Source organism: Rhodococcus sp. IEGM 1351, from assembly GCF_030056875.1.
Lineage (GTDB): Bacteria > Actinomycetota > Actinomycetes > Mycobacteriales > Mycobacteriaceae > Rhodococcus_F > Rhodococcus_F opacus.
In genome coordinates, this window is the sequence record NZ_JASHKU010000017.1 from 52,728 (window position 1) to 68,983 (window position 16,256).

Genomic DNA, 16,256 nt, shown 5'->3' on the forward strand with positions numbered 1-16,256 from the left:
CCGGTAGCGGGAGCTACCAAAAAGGCGCACGGGCGCGGAGCGCCTAGGCCTGGACGGTCAGGCTCTGCAGGATCTCGCGAGCGAGCGCAGCGGTCTCGGACGGCGTCTTGCCGACCTTCACGCCGGCAGCCTCGAGGGCGTCCTTCTTGGCCTGCGCGGTGCCCGAGGAACCGGAGACGATGGCGCCTGCGTGGCCCATGGTCTTGCCCTCGGGAGCGGTGAAGCCCGCGACGTAGCCGACGACCGGCTTCGTGACGTTCGCCTTGATGTAGTCGGCGGCACGCTCCTCGGCGTCGCCACCGATCTCACCGATCATCACGATGACCTTGGTCTCGGGGTCCTTCTCGAACGCCTCGATGGCGTCGATGTGGGTGGTGCCGATGACCGGGTCGCCGCCGATGCCGATGGCGGTGGAGAAGCCGAAGTCACGCAGCTCGAACATCATCTGGTAGGTCAGCGTGCCGGACTTGGACACGAGACCGATCGGGCCGGTGCCCGCGATGTTGGCCGGGGTGATGCCGACCAGCGACTCGCCGGGGGTGATGATGCCGGGACAGTTGGGTCCGATGATGCGGGTCTTGTTGCCCTTGGAGACGTTGTACGCCCAGGCGTACGCCGAGTCCTGCACCGGGATGCCCTCGGTGATGACCACGAGCAGCGGGATCTCCGCGTCGATGGCCTCGACGATGGCGTCCTTGGCGAAGGCCGGGGGAACGAACGCGATGGAGACGTCCGCGCCGGTCTTCTCGATGGCCTCGGCGACGGTGCCGAAGACGGGCAGCTCGACGCCGCCGTCGTGGGTGACGGTGGTGCCGGCCTTACGGGCGTTGACACCGCCGACGACCTGGGTGCCGGCCTTGAGCATCAGCGCGGTGTGCTTCGTGCCCTCGCCGCCGGTGATGCCCTGGACGATGACCTTGGAGTCCTTGGTCAGGAAGATAGCCATGTTTTTTGAGTCCCTTTACTTTGCGGCGAAGGCCAGCTCGGCAGCCTTGTCGGCGGCCTCGTCCATGGTTCCGACGACCGTGACCAGCGGGTGGGCGGCCTCGGCGAGGATACGACGACCCTCTTCGACGTTGTTGCCGTCCAGTCGGACGACCAGCGGCTTGTTGGCCTCGTCACCGAGCGTCTTCAGGGCGCCGACGATGCCGTTGGCGACCGCGTCACACGCGGTGATGCCACCGAAAACGTTCACGAACACGCTCTTGACCTGCGCGTCGTTCAGGATGACGTCCAGGCCGTTCGCCATGACCTCTGCGGAGGCGCCGCCACCGATGTCGAGGAAGTTGGCCGGCTTCACGCCACCGTGCTTCTCACCGGCGTACGCGACGACGTCCAGGGTCGACATGACCAGGCCGGCGCCGTTACCGATGATGCCGACCTCACCGTCGAGCTTGACGTAGTTGAGGTCGTTTTCCTTGGCCTTGAGCTCGAGCGGGTCCGTGGCGTCCTTGTCCTCGAACGCCTCGTGGCCGGGCTGACGGAACGCAGCGTTCTCGTCGAGCGTGACCTTGCCGTCGAGTGCGAGGATCTGGTCGTCCGGCGTGCGGACGAGCGGGTTGACCTCGACGAGGAGAGCGTCTTCGTTGATGAAGACCTCCCACAGCTTCTGGATCGTCACGGCCGCTGCGTCGAGCACCTCGGCGGGCAGCTTTCCTGCCTCGGCGATGCTGCGCGCGAACGCGAGGTCGACACCCTTGACGGCGTCCACGGGGATCTTCGCGAGAGCGTCGGGGTTCTCCTCGGCAGTGACCTCGATCTCGACGCCACCCTCGACCGAGCACATGGCCAGGTAGGTGCGGTTGGTGCGGTCGAGCAGGAAGGAGATGTAGTACTCCTCGGCGATGTCACTCGCCTCTGCGACCAGCAGCTTCTTGACGACATGACCCTTGATGTCGAGGCCCAGGATCGCCTCGGCGTTGGCCTGGGCGGCATCGGCGTCGGCGGAGTACTTGACGCCACCGGCCTTGCCGCGGCCTCCGACCTTGACCTGCGCCTTGACCATCACGGGCTTGCCGATTTCTTCGGCAATCTCGCGTGCGCCGGCGACCGTGTCGGTAACACGCCCAGCCGAAGTCGGCACCTCGTGCTTGGCGAAGAGTTCCTTCGCCTGGTATTCGAAGAGATCCATCTGCTCACCGTCTCGTCTGCGTTGACACCCGCTCGAGGGGTAGGAGCGGGTCTGTTTTGGACTTTAACCAGTTGCCGGGCCCGGTCTGCGGCCGCGTGTCTGCTATGTGGTCCACATCACGCGATAACACGCATTGAGGCGAGCCTCACCAGAAGTACTGAGGCGAGCCTCACCGCGGTCGACGGGGCGGACCTCACCGATTTCTGCTGCGTGTCGTGAGGGCCGCGGCAGCCGCAATCAACACTATGCCCACGGTTGTCGGGACGACACCGGCCCCCATTGAGGGATCGGTCACCCGGGCCGCGGTGAGCGGCCACGACAGGAGGTATACCCCCACCACAACGGCCGAACCGAGCAGGAGTGCCACCGCCCGGGCCGGGCGGGCACGTGAGGCGACGATCACTGCGAGGACCACCGCGACGCCCAGTAGGACGCGCCCCCACACGTCGAGGTTCCACGGGAACTCCGCGAACGACGCGGGCGCGTAGTCGTCGCCGCGTGCATCGGTCCCGTGGAAGAGCGGCAGTCCCAGTCCGACGAACGCGGCGACCGCCCCGAGACCCCCGACCGCGAGGACCGCGATCGAGGTGGACGGCTCCTCGGACGTGTCGATCTCCTCGCGTTCCGCCGAACCGGCGAACCACGTCAGCACGCCGGTAACGCCGGCGGTGACGGCCGCACACCACAGCAGCGCGGCACCGATTCCGGCGCCGATTCCGGGGACGTCGGTGGCGAGCACGACGGACTGCGACACCGAGGCGACGGAGAACGGGATCGTCACCCACAGCACTCCGACCGCGGGCCGGACGGTGGAGGCGAACTCCGACAGCAGCAGCCAGACGCAGCCGACGACGAGCACGAGGGCGGCCACGAGCACGACCCGGGTGGCGTAGATGTCGGGGCGCACGGCGTCGGCCGGGATGTCGAGGACGGGGAGCAGGGCACCGGCGGCGGCCAGCACGGCGGTGACGATTCCGGTGGTCCCGGCGGCGACGTGCCAGCGGGCGATCCGAGCGCGGGCCGCGGCGGCCTCGGCTCGCAGCGCCGCCTTGGCGACGCCCTTCGCGGACGGGGTGACGGCCCCCTTCTTCGCCTGGCCGCCCTGAGCAGGCGCGGACGACGAGGGTGTGGCGAGCGTCTTCAGGATCCTGGTGTCGCGAGCCCGGTCGACCATCGGGATGCAGACACCGACGAGTACGAGGACACCGGCGCCGACGGTCCCCCACACCGCGCCGGGCCCGGGCTGGATCCGTTCGCCCGCGGCGAGTCCGGCCACCAGGCGCGTCCCGACCACGCCGAGCGCGGCCAGACCTGCCCCGACGAGCGCACCGGACGCCACGGGCGGCGAGATGGACGCCAGTGCGGAGGCGACCACGATCAGAACGGCCGCCGCCAGGACCCCGGCGCCCGCGGACGCAGCCAGATCCGACTCCACGACCGTCGGGACGAGGATGACCGGATCCTCGGATACGAAGGCGGGCGCGAACAGCGCGCCGACGAGCACGACGGCGGCGACCACCGCGACCGCGGACGGCAGGAATCCGACACGGGCGCCCGTCGCCCGTCCGACCTGTTCGGAGCTGCGGGCGTCGCCGTAACCGTCCATCAGCGATTCCCGGTGGACCGCGACCATGCCGAGGAGGCCGGCGAAGGCGATCAGCAGGTGTCCGGCGAGGGCGGCGTACGCGCCGGGCCCGGCGGCGAGCTCGGCCGCCGTCTCGGGCCGGAACAGTTCGAGTCGATTAGCGTCGATGGCGTCCGTCCACAGCTGTGTGTCGAGCACGGCAGCGCCGAGGGACACCGCACCGGCACCGGCCAGCAGCGCACCCGCCACCGCAGTGCGCCGGGCGACAAGCGCGAGGACGGCGAGAACGGGTGCCGCGACGGCGAAGACCGCAGCCCACAGCGCGGCTGCGCCGATCGCCGACGGCGCGGCCACCCCGTCGGCCGAACGGACGGCGTGCAGCACGGGCGCCGAGGCCACTCCCACACCCCCGACGAGACCCAGGACGACCGCGAGCACGCACCCCCGGCGCGCACGGGCGGGATCGGGCTCCTCGACGGCCGTCCGACCGGTGCCGCCGGACGAGGGAATACGTTCGGGCTCGGCCCTACGCCCGTCCGGAGATCGAGTTGATGACGCCACAGGCCGACGCTAGCGCTAACCCACTGCCTCCCCCGCGTTGTGACACGCGCATTCAGGGGCGAGATTGAACCGAGACGAAAAGTGGGTTCGACGTTTCCCCAGCTCAGTTTGTGATGCCCGTCACATGTAGCCGTTCCTCCGCGTTACAGGTTGCGCGCATCGCAACCGTTTCGTTACCGTCGCCAGGGTCCAAGTCACAGGCAGGTCACGAGCAGGAGGGGGACGGGCGTATGCACCATCGCAGCCAGTTCACGGCCAGCCGTTTTGTGAGTCACCACGATGACGAGTTGCGGGGTCACAACGACGAAGTCGCGCCCACGTACCCCTCGAGGTCGGTCGAGCGTTATCCCGAGACCGATAGTTCTGAGATTTCACGCATGCTCTTCCGCAATTCGCAGTCCACACGCTCCACCCCCGACAGCGTCGACGCCGGCAACGGCTTCGAGACCGTCGACACCGAGTCCGAGATTCCCGGCTTCACCCCCCGCAGCGGTTCCGAGTCCTTCGAGGGCGCACCCTCCCACTCCCGCCGCGGAGCCCACCGCATCCCGACTCCCCCCTCAGCTCTCAAAGGTCGCGCCGCAGTCCTCGCAGTCGCAGCGGGCGCCGTAGTCGCCGCAGGCCAGGCCGCCGTCACCAGCGGATCGTCCAGCTCCTCCGACCACTCCGAGGTCGCCCTCGCCAGTGACGAGTCGAGCACCATCGGAACCACCGCCGAGCCGCAGGCCGCGCAGTTCTCCACGGTCGCCGACACCGCCGCGTCCGAGTCGAACGCCCCGCAGGTCCTCAACATCGCGAACCCGACCGACCTGTCACAGTTCAGCAACCTTCTCGCCAAGGGACAGCGTTTCAGCGAAGAGCGCGCCGCCCGCGAAGCCGCTGCCCGCCGCCCCCTGTTCGTCCTCCCCGCCGTGGGAACCTTCACCTCCAACTTCGGAAGCCGCTGGGGCACGCTGCACGCGGGCGTCGACATCGCCGCCCCCATCGGCACCCCCATCGTGGCCGTCGCCGACGGCGAGGTCATCGACTCGGGTCCTGCTTCCGGGTTCGGCATGTGGGTCCGCCTCAAGCACGCCGACGGCACCATCACCGTCTACGGCCACATCAACACCTCCACCGTCACCGTCGGCCAGAAGGTCATGGCGGGCGACCAGATCGCCACCGTCGGCAACCGCGGCTTCTCCACCGGCCCGCACCTGCACTTCGAGGTCCACCTCGCCGGCGAGAACAAGATCGATCCCCTCCCCTGGCTGGCCTCCCGCGGCATCAGTCTCGGCACCGAGATGGACTGACCGAAACCCTTCGGCTCCACCCGAACACACGACTGTGGCGCATGCATTGCATGCGCCGCAGTCGTTTCGTCGTCGCTACAGCTTGACCATCGGAACGCCACCGATCAGCATCAGCCGGACCTTGCCCGCGCTGCCGAAATCGATGGTGACCGTCGCGGTCGGGCCGGCGCCCTTGGTCTCGAGGACCGTGCCGAGGCCGTACTTGTCGTGACTGACACGGTCGCCGACCGTGAGCACCAGGTTGTTGTTGCGGGAACGGGCGGCGCCGAAGCTCGGCGTGCCTGCCGACCCGCCGCCGTAACCGGAACCGCCGCCGAAGCCCTGACCGCCGTATCCCGATCCACGCGCACGGCCACCGCCGATCGCACCACCGGAACCGATACCGGTGCCCGGGTCCTCACGGCGCCAGTGCACGAGATCCGACGGGATCTCCTGCAGGAACCGCGACTCCGGGTTCTGGATGGGCTGGCCCCACGCCGACCGCATGACGGCCCGTGTCAGATACAGCCGCTGCCGGGCACGGGTGATGCCGACGTACGCGAGCCGGCGCTCCTCCGACAGTTCCGTGGGGTCGCCGAGCGCCCGCATGTGCGGGAACTGACCGTCTTCCCACCCGGTGACGAAGACGACGGGGAACTCGAGCCCCTTCGCGGTGTGCAGGGTCATCAGCGTGACGACGCCCTCGTCGTTGTCGGGCAGCTGATCGGAGTCCGCGACCAGGGACACCCGTTCGAGGAACGCGGCGAGGGAACCGGGATCGGGTTCACCGTCCCGGGCGTCGACGTCGCCGTCCTCCGGCGGTTCCACGAGGCCCGCCGCGTTCCGCGCGTCGGAGCTGAACTCACGCGCCACGCTCACGAGTTCGTTGAGGTTGTCGAGACGCGCCCCGTCCTGAGGGTCACTGCTCGCCGCGAGCTCGGCGCGGTAGCCCGTCCGCTCCAGGACCGCCTCGACGACGTCGCCGATGTCGCCGAGCTGGTCGGGGACGACGTCATCCACAGTGGTCTCCGGCGGGAGCATCACCCGCAGTCCGTCCATGAGCTCGAGGAACGACGCGATGGCCTTCTGGGAACGGGTGTTCAGCAGCGGTACGCGACCCTCACCGCCGTCCCGCAGCGCCTCCGCGAAGCTGATGCCCCGTTGCTCGGAGTGGACGGCCACACAGGCCTCGGCGCGGTCGCCGATGCCGCGGCGGGGCGTGTTGAGGATCCGGCGCAGGCTGACGGTGTCGTCCTCGTTCGCGAGGACACGGAGATACGCGACGATGTCGCGCACCTCCTTGCGCTCGTAGAACCGCACTCCGCCGACGACCTTGTACGGAACGCCGAGCCGGATGAAGATCTCTTCGAGGGCACGCGACGAGTTGTTGGTGCGGTAGAACACGGCGACGTCACCGAACTTGGCGTCGCCGGAATCGACGAGCTTGTCGATCTCGGACGCCACGAACGACGCCTCGTCGTGCTCGTTGTCCGCGACGTAGCCGGTGATGAGCTCACCCTCGCCCGAATCGGTCCACAGCCGCTTCTCACGCCGGCCGGTGTTCTTCGAGATCACCGAGTTGGCCGCCGACAGAATGTTCTGAGTGGAGCGGTAGTTCTGCTCCAGCAGGATGGTGCGGGCGTCCGGGTAGTCGCGCTCGAACTCCTCGATATTGCGGATCGTGGCGCCGCGGAACGCGTAGATCGACTGATCCGCGTCACCCACCACGCACAGCTCGGCCGGGGCGACCCGGTGGTCCGCGTCCTCGCCGTCGGCGGTGCCGCCGACCAGTTCACGCACCAGCATGTACTGGGCGTGGTTCGTGTCCTGGTACTCGTCGACCAGCACGTGGCGGAACCGCCGCCGGTAGTACTCGGCCACCTGGGGGAACGCCTGCAGCATCGCGACCGTCTCGCCGATCAGGTCGTCGAAGTCCAGCGCGTTCGCCGAACGCAACCGCTGCTGGTAGTGCCCGTACACCTTGGCGATCAGCCGCGGCAGTTCCGCCGGATCCTTGTCGGCGTCGGCGCTCGCCTGCTCCGGGTCGACGAGCTCGTTCTTGAGATTCGAGATGTGGGTGGCGAGCAGCCGCGCCGAATAGCGCTTGGTGTCGATGTTCAGATCCTTGGCGATCATCGTCAGGAGCCGCCGCGAATCGTCCGCGTCGTAGATGGAGAAGTTCGAGTTGAGGCCGGGGAGCAGCGCCGCCTGGGCTCGCAGGATCCGCACGCAGCTGGAGTGGAACGTGGACACCCACATGCTGTTGGCCCTGGGGCCTACGAGGTGGGCGACGCGTTCCCGCATCTCCGCGGCAGCCTTGTTGGTGAACGTGATGGCCAGGATCTGACCGGGCATCACCCCCCGCTCGGCCAGCAGATATGCGATACGGCGGGTGAGCACAGCCGTTTTGCCCGAGCCCGCACCCGCGACGATCAACAGCGGAGACCCGGCGTGCACGACCGCTTCCCGTTGCGGTGGGTTGAGGCCCTGGAGGAGCACGTCCGACCCTGCGCGCGCCGGTGCGGCGGCGTGTGAAGGCGACGTGGTGCTCAGAGGAGAAGCGGTGCCGGAGATAGTGTTCATCAACTATCAAACTTACCGGCGTGTACCGACAGCGTCACAGCCGCTTGGCCTGCGCGGTACCGCCATGGCAAACTGGTACACATGTTCAGTCCGCCGTCGCGCCCCCTGTGGCGATTTTTTTACGGGTACCGGCCTCCGGTGCCCGTGAACTGAACAGCTCACGAGCCCCGAGGTCCGCACCGGATCCGGGGCTTTTTTCGTCAAACGAGCCTGGATCGGTAACGACTCGAGCCGAAACAACGATCCAAGTTCTGACAAGAGGGAGACGAACCAATGAGCACTCAGACCGTCGCATCAGCCGCCAAGGAAACCGCTGTGCCCACCAGCGAGGCCGAGATCGAGGTTCTCCGCCAGGAGATCGACAAGCTCGACGCCGAGATTCTCGCCGCTATCAAGCGCCGTGCAGAGGTCTCGCAGCTCATCGGGCGCACGCGGATGGCGTCCGGCGGTCCCCGCCTCGTCCACAGCCGTGAGATGAAGGTGCTCGAGCGGTTCAACGAGCTCGGCCAGGAAGGCCACACACTCGCCATGCTGCTGCTGCGCCTCGGGCGCGGCCGCCTCGGTCACTGATTTCCCGAAACGGCCTGCCCGCCCCCCGACGGCGGTCGTTACGGCTCGAGCGCCACGTACTTGGTCTCCAGGTACTCCTCGATGCCTTCACTGCCCCCTTCGCGCCCGAAGCCTGACGCTTTGACGCCGCCGAAGGGGGCAGCGGTGTCCGAGATGACCCCGCGGTTGATGCCGACCATGCCCGATTCGAGAGCGTCGGCCACCCGGAGTGCACGGTCCAGATCGCGGGTGAAGATGTACGACGCCAGGCCGAACTCCGTGTCGTTGGCCGCGGCGATCCCCTCCTCCTCGGTGTCGAACCCGGCGATCGCGACCACCGGTCCGAACACCTCTTCCTTCAGGATCCGCGCCTGCGCGGGGATCTCGTCCAGCACGGTCGCCGGGTAGAAGTAACCGGGACCTTCCGGGGCGACCCCGCCGAGCCGCACCCGGGCGCCGGCACCGACGGCGTCCTGCACCAGTTCCCCGACCTTCTCGAGTTGGTCCGCGTTGATCAGCGGGCCGAGCGTCGTGTCGGGATCCGTGCCGGGTCCGAGTGTGTACGAGGACAGCTTGTCGACGAGCTTCGCGGTGAACTCCTCCCGCACACTGTTCGCGACGTGGAAGCGATTGGCCGCGGTGCAGGCCTCGCCGCCGTTGCGCATCTTGGCGAGGACGGCGCCGGCCACCGCCTTGTCCACGTCGGCGTCGTCGAAGACGACGAAGGGCGCGTTCCCGCCGAGTTCCATGGACGTGCGCAGCAGTCCCTTCGCCGATTTCTCGACGAGCATCCGCCCCACCCCGGTCGAGCCCGTAAACGTGAGCTTCCGCAGCCGGGGGTCGTCGAGCAGCGGACCGGTCACCTCCCCCGACTTCGACGTCGGCAGCACAGACAGCACGCCCTTCGGGAGCCCCGCGTCGGCCATCACCTCGGCGAGCAGGAGCATCGTCAACGGCGTCTCGGAGGCGGGTTTGACGATCATCGTGCAGCCGGCGGCCAGTGCGGGTCCGATCTTGCGCGTGCCCATCGCGAGCGGGAAGTTCCACGGTGTGATCGCCAGACACGGTCCGACGGGCTGCTTGGTCACCAGGATGCGTCCGTTCCCCGCGGGCGCCGGTGTGTATCGGCCGGCGATACGCACGGCCTCCTCGCTGAACCACCGGAAGAACTCGGCGCCGTACTTGACCTCCGCCGCGCTCTCCGGCAGCGCCTTGCCCATCTCCAGCGTCATCAGCAGCACGAAGTCGTCGGCCCGGGCCGTGATCTTCTCGAACACCGCGCGGAGCAGTTCCCCCCGCTCACGTGCCGGGGTCGCCGCCCACTCCCGCTGCACCGCCACCGCGGCGTCGAGCGCTTTCATCGCGTCGGCAGGGCTGGCGTCCGCAACCTCGGTCAGGGCGTCACCGGTGGCCGGGTCGAAAACGGTGAACGTGGCGCCGTTCTCGGCGTCACGCTTCTCGCCGCCGAGGAAGAGGGTTGTGGGAACGGTTCGCATGAGTTCGACAGCATCCATGACGTCCATCATGCGCCGCACCGAAGTTCGCACGGAAGTTTCGACGCGCGGGCATTAAGCTCAAATCTCGTGAGCTCAGACATCACCGGAACCGCTGCCTGGCAGAAATTGCGTGATCATCACGCTCAAATTCAGTCCGTCCATCTTCGAGAACTCTTCGAGAAGGACCCGGCACGCGGGCAGGAACTCACCGTCTCGGCGGGCGACCTGTACATCGACTACAGCAAGCACCGCATCGACCGCGACACCATCGGGTTGCTCCTCGAACTGGCGCGCAGCGCCGACCTGGAGGCACGCCGGGACGCGATGTTCGCGGGCGAGCACATCAACACTTCCGAGGACCGCGCCGTCCTCCACACCGCGCTAAGGCTGCCCGCCGACGCGTCTCTCGTCGTCGACGGGCAGGACGTCGTGGCCGACGTCCACGACGTCCTCGACCGCATGGGCGACTTCACGGATCGGGTGCGCTCCGGTGAATGGCGCGGCGCGACGGGCGAGAGAATCAAGACCGTCGTCAACATCGGCATCGGCGGATCGGATCTGGGTCCGGTGATGGTGTACCGCGCGCTGCGGCACTACGCCGACGCCGGCATCAGCGTCCGGTTCATCTCCAACGTCGACCCCGCCGACCTGGTGCGCAGCCTGCAGGGCCTCGACCCGGCCACCACGCTGTTCATCGTGGCGTCCAAGACGTTCTCGACGCTCGAGACGCTCACCAACGCCACCGCCGCGCGACGCTGGCTGCTCGGCGGTCTCGGCCTCGGAAACGAAGCGGTCGCAAAGCATTTCGTCGCCGTCTCGACGCACGCGGATCGGGTGGCGGAGTTCGGTATCGACACGGCCAACATGTTCGGATTCTGGGATTGGGTGGGTGGCCGGTACTCGGTCGATTCCGCCATCGGGCTGTCGGTGATGGCGGCGATCGGCAAGGAGCGGTTCGCGGAGTTCCTCGCCGGCTTCCACGCCGTGGACGAACACTTCCGCACGGCGCCGCTCGAGGAGAACGCGCCGGTCCTGCTCGGCCTGATCGGACTCTGGTACTCGAACTTCTTCGGCGCCGAATCCCGTGCCGTGCTGCCGTATTCCAACGACCTCGTGCGGTTCCCGGCCTATCTTCAGCAGTTGACGATGGAATCGAACGGCAAGTCGGTGCGCGCCGACGGCTCCCCCGTCCCCACGTCCACCGGCGAGATCTTCTGGGGCGAACCCGGCACCAACGGGCAGCATGCCTTCTACCAGCTCCTGCACCAGGGCACCCGGCTCGTCCCCTCCGATTTCATCGGTTTCGGCGAACCGACGGACGACCTGCCCACCGCGGACGGCACCGGCAGCATGCACGACCTGCTGATGAGCAACTTCTTCGCCCAGACGAAGGTCCTGGCGTTCGGCAAGACGGCCGAGGAGATCGCGGCCGAGGGGACGCCGGAGAATCTGGTGCCGCACAAGGTCATGCCCGGCAACCGGCCGTCCACCACGATTCTCGCGCCCAAGCTCACCCCGTCGGTGATCGGGCAGCTGATCGCACTGTACGAGCACCAGGTGTTCGTCGAGGGCGTCGTGTGGGGCATCGACTCGTTCGACCAGTGGGGTGTCGAGCTCGGCAAGACGCAGGCTGTGGAGCTGCAGCCGGTGCTCACCGCCGCGGATGAACCGGCCGCGCAAAGCGATTCGTCGACGGACAGCCTGGTGCGCTGGTACCGCCGTCAGCGCGGACGGGCGTGATTCACCAGCTCTCCGTGGTGTAGACCCGGCCCGACCGGTCCACCAGCCGGGCCCGCAGCTCGTGCTGTTCGATCCAGCGGATCGCACCGATACCGCGGGCGAGGGCGGCGATGCTGGCCGCGTACGCCCAGAGTGCGTCGTCGGCGATCACCGTCACCGTCTCCCACTCGGTGGCGGTGGGCGGTTCGGCAGCCGGGGGCGCGAACGCCGTCGCCATCGCAGTCCCGTTCACCAGTTCGACCTCGCCGTCGCCGGGCACCGGAATCTGCCAGCCGCCGGCGGGACAGTGCCCGGCCGTCGCGATGACGTCGCCGATACGCACGGCGGCCCCGCACTCGAGTTGGCGGGCGACCAGTTCCGCCGCCCGGTCCACCGTGTCGGCCTTGGCGGTGTCGGTGATGTCGAACGAGGCGCCCCACGGCGCGAACACGACGTCGTCGTCGATCTGGACGTCGAGGAAGCTCGGTTCCGGGTGCACGGTGGGGATCAGGTCCTCGTCGGGCGATTCGGTGGCGAGCGGGTTCACGACCCCGTCGGTCATCCGCGCGGCCCAGAGCGCCGAACGCAGCAGTGCGGACATCCGCCGGCTGACCTTCACCGGCGCGCCCTGCGAGAGGTTGACGGCGTGGATCTCGGCGTCGCCGCGGTGGATGTCGCAGACCGATTCGGCCTCGTCGATGACGGCCGCGATCAGCGCTGCGGCCTCGGGAAGCGCGGCACCTTCGGTGACGTCGACTTCCACGACCGAACCCCACACCCTCCATTTCTCGACGCTAACCATGGTGTTCTCCGTGTGCGGTCTGTGCAGCGCTGCACTTCCAGTATGCGCCGGCTGTCCAGAGGCCGGCGTCCGCGGTTCACCACGACCGGTCGTACACTTCGCTGGTGAGCGCCCGATTGAGCGTCGTCGACGAGATGTTCCTGCGCACCCATCGGGGGTGGGGAACGCCGATCGTGATGCAGGGACTGTGGCGTACCGACGGGCACGTGAATGCCTCGACCCTCGATTCCCTGAGCGCAGAGTTCGCTCGCGGACCGCTCGGCAGGCGCGTGGTGCGTCCGCGAATTCCCGGCGCGCGGCCCCGGTTCGAGCCGAGCACCGGCGCCTTCCCCGTCGAATACGCGGAGATCGAGGCCGGGACGGTCCTTGCGTGGGCGGACGAGCAGGGCTCTTTGTCGGTCGACCCCGAGCGGGGTCCCGGCTGGCGTCTGGCGTGCGCACGACCCGCTGACGGGGGCACGGTGCTGTCGCTGGTGTGTTCGCACGTGCTCGCGGATGCGCGCGGACTGGCGACAGCCATCGCCGCGGCGCTGCAGGGCCTGCCCCCGTCGACTCCGGGCGGTGCGGACGGCGCTGTCGCCGACATGTGGGACGCCACCCGGCTCGCCCGCCGCGTGACGGAGGGAACCGCGCGTGCGGTCGCCGGCCTCGTGGTGAGCGGGACCCGGCGCGCGGAACTCCGGCGCTTCTTGCACGTGAGTGGCAAAGCGTCGCCCGGCACACTTTGCCACTCACCTGTGTCGGCGGTGCTGGACGTGGACGCCGAACGGTGGGATGCCGCCGCGGAGCGGGCAGGCGGAACCCCGAACAGCCTGTTCCTGGCCGTGGTGGCCGAGTTGGCGCGGCGGGACGGCGAATCCCGGCCGCTCACGATCAGTGTGCCGATGGACCTGCGGGGCGCGGCCACCTCGTCGGGCACCGCGAACTCCGTCGCCATGGTCGAGGTGGACGTCGGCCCGCAGGACACCGTCGCGGACGTGCGGGCTGCGAGCCGCGCGGCGTTCTCCGCGCCCGCGATGACGAGTCCGGCCGGGTTCCCGGAGGAGATGCTGCAACTGGTCCCCGACCGGGTGGCGCATGCCCTCACGGGCAACCCCGGCGAACGGGACGTGCTGTGTTCCAACATCGGACCGCTACCCGAGGCGCTCGTCTCGATCGGCGGTCACCGCGCCACCGGCATCGCCACCCGAGCCGTGCATCCGGGTGTCGTGACCAGCCGCACCCGGCTCTCCGCCTATCTCAGCCGATTCGGCGGCAGCTACACCCTCGCGCTCGAGTCGCTGGACAGTCCGGACCACGCCGCGCTCCGGGAGCGAGCGGCGAACGTCCTCGCCCGCCACGATCTCGACGCACGGAGCTGGTGACGTCAGGACTCGGACGCGGGTTCGGCGTAGGGCTGACGCGCCGACTGCGGATCGCCGTAGGTGATCGCCCGCTCCCGGCGCGTCCGCGACGCCAGCGTGACGCCCCAGTTGAGCAGGGTGCCGAACCGGTTCCGGTACCCGGCGAGGAACGCGATGTGGATGACACCCCACGACACCCAGCCCATGAACCCGGACATCCGGATCGGGCCGGCCTGGAGCAGCGCGTGCCTGCGGGCGATGTAGGCCGCGCTCCCCAGGTCGCGGTATTTGAAGGGTTTGCGGTCGGGCGTTCCCCCCGCGACCGTGCGGGCGATGCATCCACCGACGTGCCTGCCACCCTGCATCGCGACCTCGGCAACGCCGGGAAGCTCGTTCAGCGACATCAGGTCGCCGATCACCCAGACGTTCGGGTGTCCGGGCACGGTGAGATCGGGTTCGACGGCGATGCGTCCGCCCTGAATCTGCTTCACGCCCAGCGCATTCGCGAGAGCTCCCGCGAACGGCACGGCCTCGACGCCCGCGGTCCAGAGGATCGTGCGAGCCCCGTAGCGCTTCTTGGTGCGGGCCGCGTTCTTGGCCGTCGTCTCGATGCTGGTCTCGCAGACGTCGGTGACGTGGACACCGAGATGCGTTTCGACGCCGACCTTGTCGAGGGTCCTCTGCGCCGCCGCGGACAGTTTCCGGTTGAACGACTGCAGAACACGGTCGCCGCCGTGGAACAGCAGCACCCGGGCCTCGCAGGGGTCGATCGACTGGAACTCGTGGGCGAGAGCGTGCACGGCGAGTTCCCGGATCTGGCCCGCCAGTTCGACTCCGGTGGGTCCGCCGCCTGCGACGGCGAAGGTCAGCCACGGCCTGCGCTCCTCCGCGGTGGGCAGCGATTCGGCCATCTCGAAGGCGGAGATCAGCTTTCGGCGAATGGCGAGCGCGTCGTCGAGGGTCTTCATCCCCGGCGCCCACTGGATGTACTCGTCGTGCCCGTGGTATGCCTGACGCATTCCCGCCGCGACGATCAGGTAGTCGTAGGGAAGGTCGAACGTGGATCCGTCGAAGCGACTGGCGGTCAGGACCCTGCTGACGGCATCGACCGCGTGCGCCTCCCCGAGGGCGACGTGCACGTTGCGGTTGCCGCGCAGCAGGTGCCGCAGCGGGCTGCTGATCTCCCCTTCGGAGAGCAACCCCGTCGCGCATTGGTAGAGCAGCGGCTGGAAGAGGTGGCTGGTTCCCCGGTCCAGCAGGGTGACGTCCACGTCGACGTCGCGGAGCCGCCGGGCGGCGTGGATCCCGCCGAACCCTCCCCCGACGATGACGACACGGGGCCTCGAACGCTGCAGGCCGAGGGACGAGGATTCCTGGGCGGTCGTCATAGGTCAGTCCTACACGAACCGGGATGTCCACGCATGAGGAAGGAACCTCAACGCGAGGTCGATTCCTCGCCATTTGATTCCCGGCAGCGCAGCGCGGTTCGTCTCCTTCTCGATGGCCGCGACCATCGCATCGACGCCGTCGTCGAGACTGGCCGTCATCTTGGCACTGTCCCCGGCCCTGCCCGACATGTCGGTGGCGATGTACCCGGGGAGCAGCGTGGTCACCACGATCGGACTCTTCGCCAGTTCCGCGGTCAGCGCCTCGCCGAGGGCCGACACTCCCGCCTTGCTCGCCGAGTACGCCGCCTTCGGGCCGGGCAGACCCCGATCGGCACTGATCGAGGACACGAGCACCAGGTGTCCGGAGTTCTGTTCGCGGAAGATCCCGAGCGCCGCCTCGCACTGAGACAGGGCACCGACGAAGTTGGTGCGGGCGGTGGCGAGATTGGCGTCGGCACGGCCCGTTCCGATCCGGGCCCCTTTGCCGAGTCCGGCGTTGACGACGACGCGGTCGAGTCCGCCCAGCTCGTCGCGCAGTTCGCCGAAGACCCGGACCACCGCGTCGTGGTCGGTGACGTCGAGTTCGCGGACGGCGACGGTGATCCCGGGATGCGCCGCCTGCAACTCGTCGCGCACGGACTCGAGCCGGTCGACGCGTCGCGCGCACAGCGCGAGGTCCCGTCCCTGGGCGGCGAACCGACGAGCCATCTCCTCGCCGAGTCCCGAGCTGGCCCCGGTGATCAGAATCTTCTGCCGTCTCATTCCGCCACACTATCTACCCGCGGGTAACAACGCGAGAGGCCCGCCGGAACCTCTGACATCCAGCAC

12 protein-coding genes are annotated in these 16,256 nt (G+C 68.6%); 4 read left to right on the plus strand and 8 right to left on the minus strand.

Annotated elements, in window-relative coordinates; translation table 11 throughout:
* Positions 1-43 precede the first annotated feature (43 nt).
* The 3 genes from sucD to QM806_RS26820 all read right to left on the minus strand — a co-directional run bounded on the left by sucD (position 44) and on the right by QM806_RS26820 (position 4,277).
* Positions 44-946 carry a succinate--CoA ligase subunit alpha gene (gene sucD / locus QM806_RS26810; RefSeq protein ID WP_005238543.1) on the minus strand — a complete coding sequence of 301 codons (903 nt, stop codon included), beginning with the start codon at positions 944-946 and terminating at the stop codon, positions 44-46.
* A gap of 15 nt (positions 947-961) precedes the next feature.
* Positions 962-2,131: an ADP-forming succinate--CoA ligase subunit beta gene (gene sucC, locus QM806_RS26815; protein ID WP_005238541.1), complete on the minus strand. Its 1,170-nt coding sequence runs from the start codon at positions 2,129-2,131 to the stop codon at positions 962-964.
* Positions 2,132-2,324: 193 nt separating this feature from the next.
* Positions 2,325-4,277: a hypothetical protein gene (locus QM806_RS26820; RefSeq protein WP_169693150.1), complete on the minus strand. Its 1,953-nt coding sequence runs from the start codon at positions 4,275-4,277 to the stop codon at positions 2,325-2,327.
* Between the two features lie 230 nt (positions 4,278-4,507).
* Between QM806_RS26820 and QM806_RS26825 the strand changes: the two genes are divergently transcribed.
* Positions 4,508-5,569, plus strand: a complete 1,062-nt coding sequence (locus QM806_RS26825; RefSeq protein ID WP_043788909.1) for a M23 family metallopeptidase — start codon at positions 4,508-4,510, stop codon at positions 5,567-5,569.
* A 75-nt stretch (positions 5,570-5,644) separates the two neighbouring features.
* Here QM806_RS26825 and pcrA read toward each other — a convergent pair whose 3' ends face one another.
* Positions 5,645-8,131 carry a DNA helicase PcrA gene (gene pcrA, locus QM806_RS26830; RefSeq protein ID WP_065489953.1) on the minus strand — a complete coding sequence of 829 codons (2,487 nt, stop codon included), beginning with the start codon at positions 8,129-8,131 and terminating at the stop codon, positions 5,645-5,647.
* Between the two features lie 273 nt (positions 8,132-8,404).
* On the opposite strand from pcrA, the gene QM806_RS26835 reads away from it, so the two are divergent.
* The gene (locus QM806_RS26835) at positions 8,405-8,701 is read left to right on the plus strand and encodes a chorismate mutase (protein WP_005238528.1); all 297 of its coding nucleotides are present in this window, start codon (positions 8,405-8,407) and stop codon (positions 8,699-8,701) included.
* 38 nt (positions 8,702-8,739) lie between these two features.
* On the opposite strand, the gene QM806_RS26840 is transcribed toward QM806_RS26835, so the two are convergent.
* Entirely contained in the window at positions 8,740-10,194 is a 1,455-nt protein-coding gene (locus QM806_RS26840) for an NAD-dependent succinate-semialdehyde dehydrogenase (protein ID WP_169693149.1), read from the minus strand.
* A 69-nt stretch (positions 10,195-10,263) separates the two neighbouring features.
* Here QM806_RS26840 and pgi point away from each other — a divergent pair, with 69 nt between their 5' ends.
* Positions 10,264-11,916 carry a glucose-6-phosphate isomerase gene (pgi, locus tag QM806_RS26845; RefSeq protein ID WP_065489949.1) on the plus strand — a complete coding sequence of 551 codons (1,653 nt, stop codon included), beginning with the start codon at positions 10,264-10,266 and terminating at the stop codon, positions 11,914-11,916.
* A 1-nt stretch (position 11,917) separates the two neighbouring features.
* Here pgi and QM806_RS26850 read toward each other — a convergent pair whose 3' ends face one another.
* Positions 11,918-12,697, minus strand: coding sequence for an FAD:protein FMN transferase (locus tag QM806_RS26850; protein ID WP_037204797.1), 780 nt, complete (start codon positions 12,695-12,697; stop codon positions 11,918-11,920).
* 104 nt (positions 12,698-12,801) lie between these two features.
* Here QM806_RS26850 and QM806_RS26855 point away from each other — a divergent pair, with 104 nt between their 5' ends.
* Positions 12,802-14,061, plus strand: coding sequence for a non-ribosomal peptide synthetase family protein (locus QM806_RS26855; RefSeq protein ID WP_081276690.1), 1,260 nt, complete (start codon positions 12,802-12,804; stop codon positions 14,059-14,061).
* Between the two features lie 2 nt (positions 14,062-14,063).
* Here QM806_RS26855 and QM806_RS26860 read toward each other — a convergent pair whose 3' ends face one another.
* Together QM806_RS26860 and QM806_RS26865 are read right to left on the minus strand one after the other, a co-directional pair.
* Entirely contained in the window at positions 14,064-15,428 is a 1,365-nt protein-coding gene (locus tag QM806_RS26860) for an NAD(P)/FAD-dependent oxidoreductase (RefSeq protein ID WP_005574893.1), read from the minus strand.
* A gap of 9 nt (positions 15,429-15,437) precedes the next feature.
* On the minus strand, positions 15,438-16,190 hold the full coding sequence (locus QM806_RS26865; RefSeq protein WP_005574895.1) for an SDR family oxidoreductase: 753 nt from the start codon (positions 16,188-16,190) through the stop codon (positions 15,438-15,440).
* Between the last annotated feature and the right edge of the window lie 66 nt (positions 16,191-16,256).

What these genes read in the sequence shown, in the direction of transcription:
- sucD (WP_005238543.1), bottom strand. Translation starts at nt 946, where the DNA reads ATGGCTATCTTCCTGACCAAGGACTCCAAGGTCATCGTCCAGGGCATC.
- sucC (WP_005238541.1), bottom strand. Translation starts at nt 2,131, where the DNA reads ATGGATCTCTTCGAATACCAGGCGAAGGAACTCTTCGCCAAGCACGAG.
- QM806_RS26825 (WP_043788909.1), top strand. Translation starts at nt 4,508, where the DNA reads ATGCACCATCGCAGCCAGTTCACGGCCAGCCGTTTTGTGAGTCACCAC.
- pcrA (WP_065489953.1), bottom strand. Translation starts at nt 8,131, where the DNA reads ATGAACACTATCTCCGGCACCGCTTCTCCTCTGAGCACCACGTCGCCT.
- QM806_RS26835 (WP_005238528.1), top strand. Translation starts at nt 8,405, where the DNA reads ATGAGCACTCAGACCGTCGCATCAGCCGCCAAGGAAACCGCTGTGCCC.
- QM806_RS26840 (WP_169693149.1), bottom strand. Translation starts at nt 10,194, where the DNA reads ATGGATGCTGTCGAACTCATGCGAACCGTTCCCACAACCCTCTTCCTC.
- QM806_RS26850 (WP_037204797.1), bottom strand. Translation starts at nt 12,697, where the DNA reads ATGGTTAGCGTCGAGAAATGGAGGGTGTGGGGTTCGGTCGTGGAAGTC.
- QM806_RS26860 (WP_005574893.1), bottom strand. Translation starts at nt 15,428, where the DNA reads ATGACGACCGCCCAGGAATCCTCGTCCCTCGGCCTGCAGCGTTCGAGG.
- QM806_RS26865 (WP_005574895.1), bottom strand. Translation starts at nt 16,190, where the DNA reads ATGAGACGGCAGAAGATTCTGATCACCGGGGCCAGCTCGGGACTCGGC.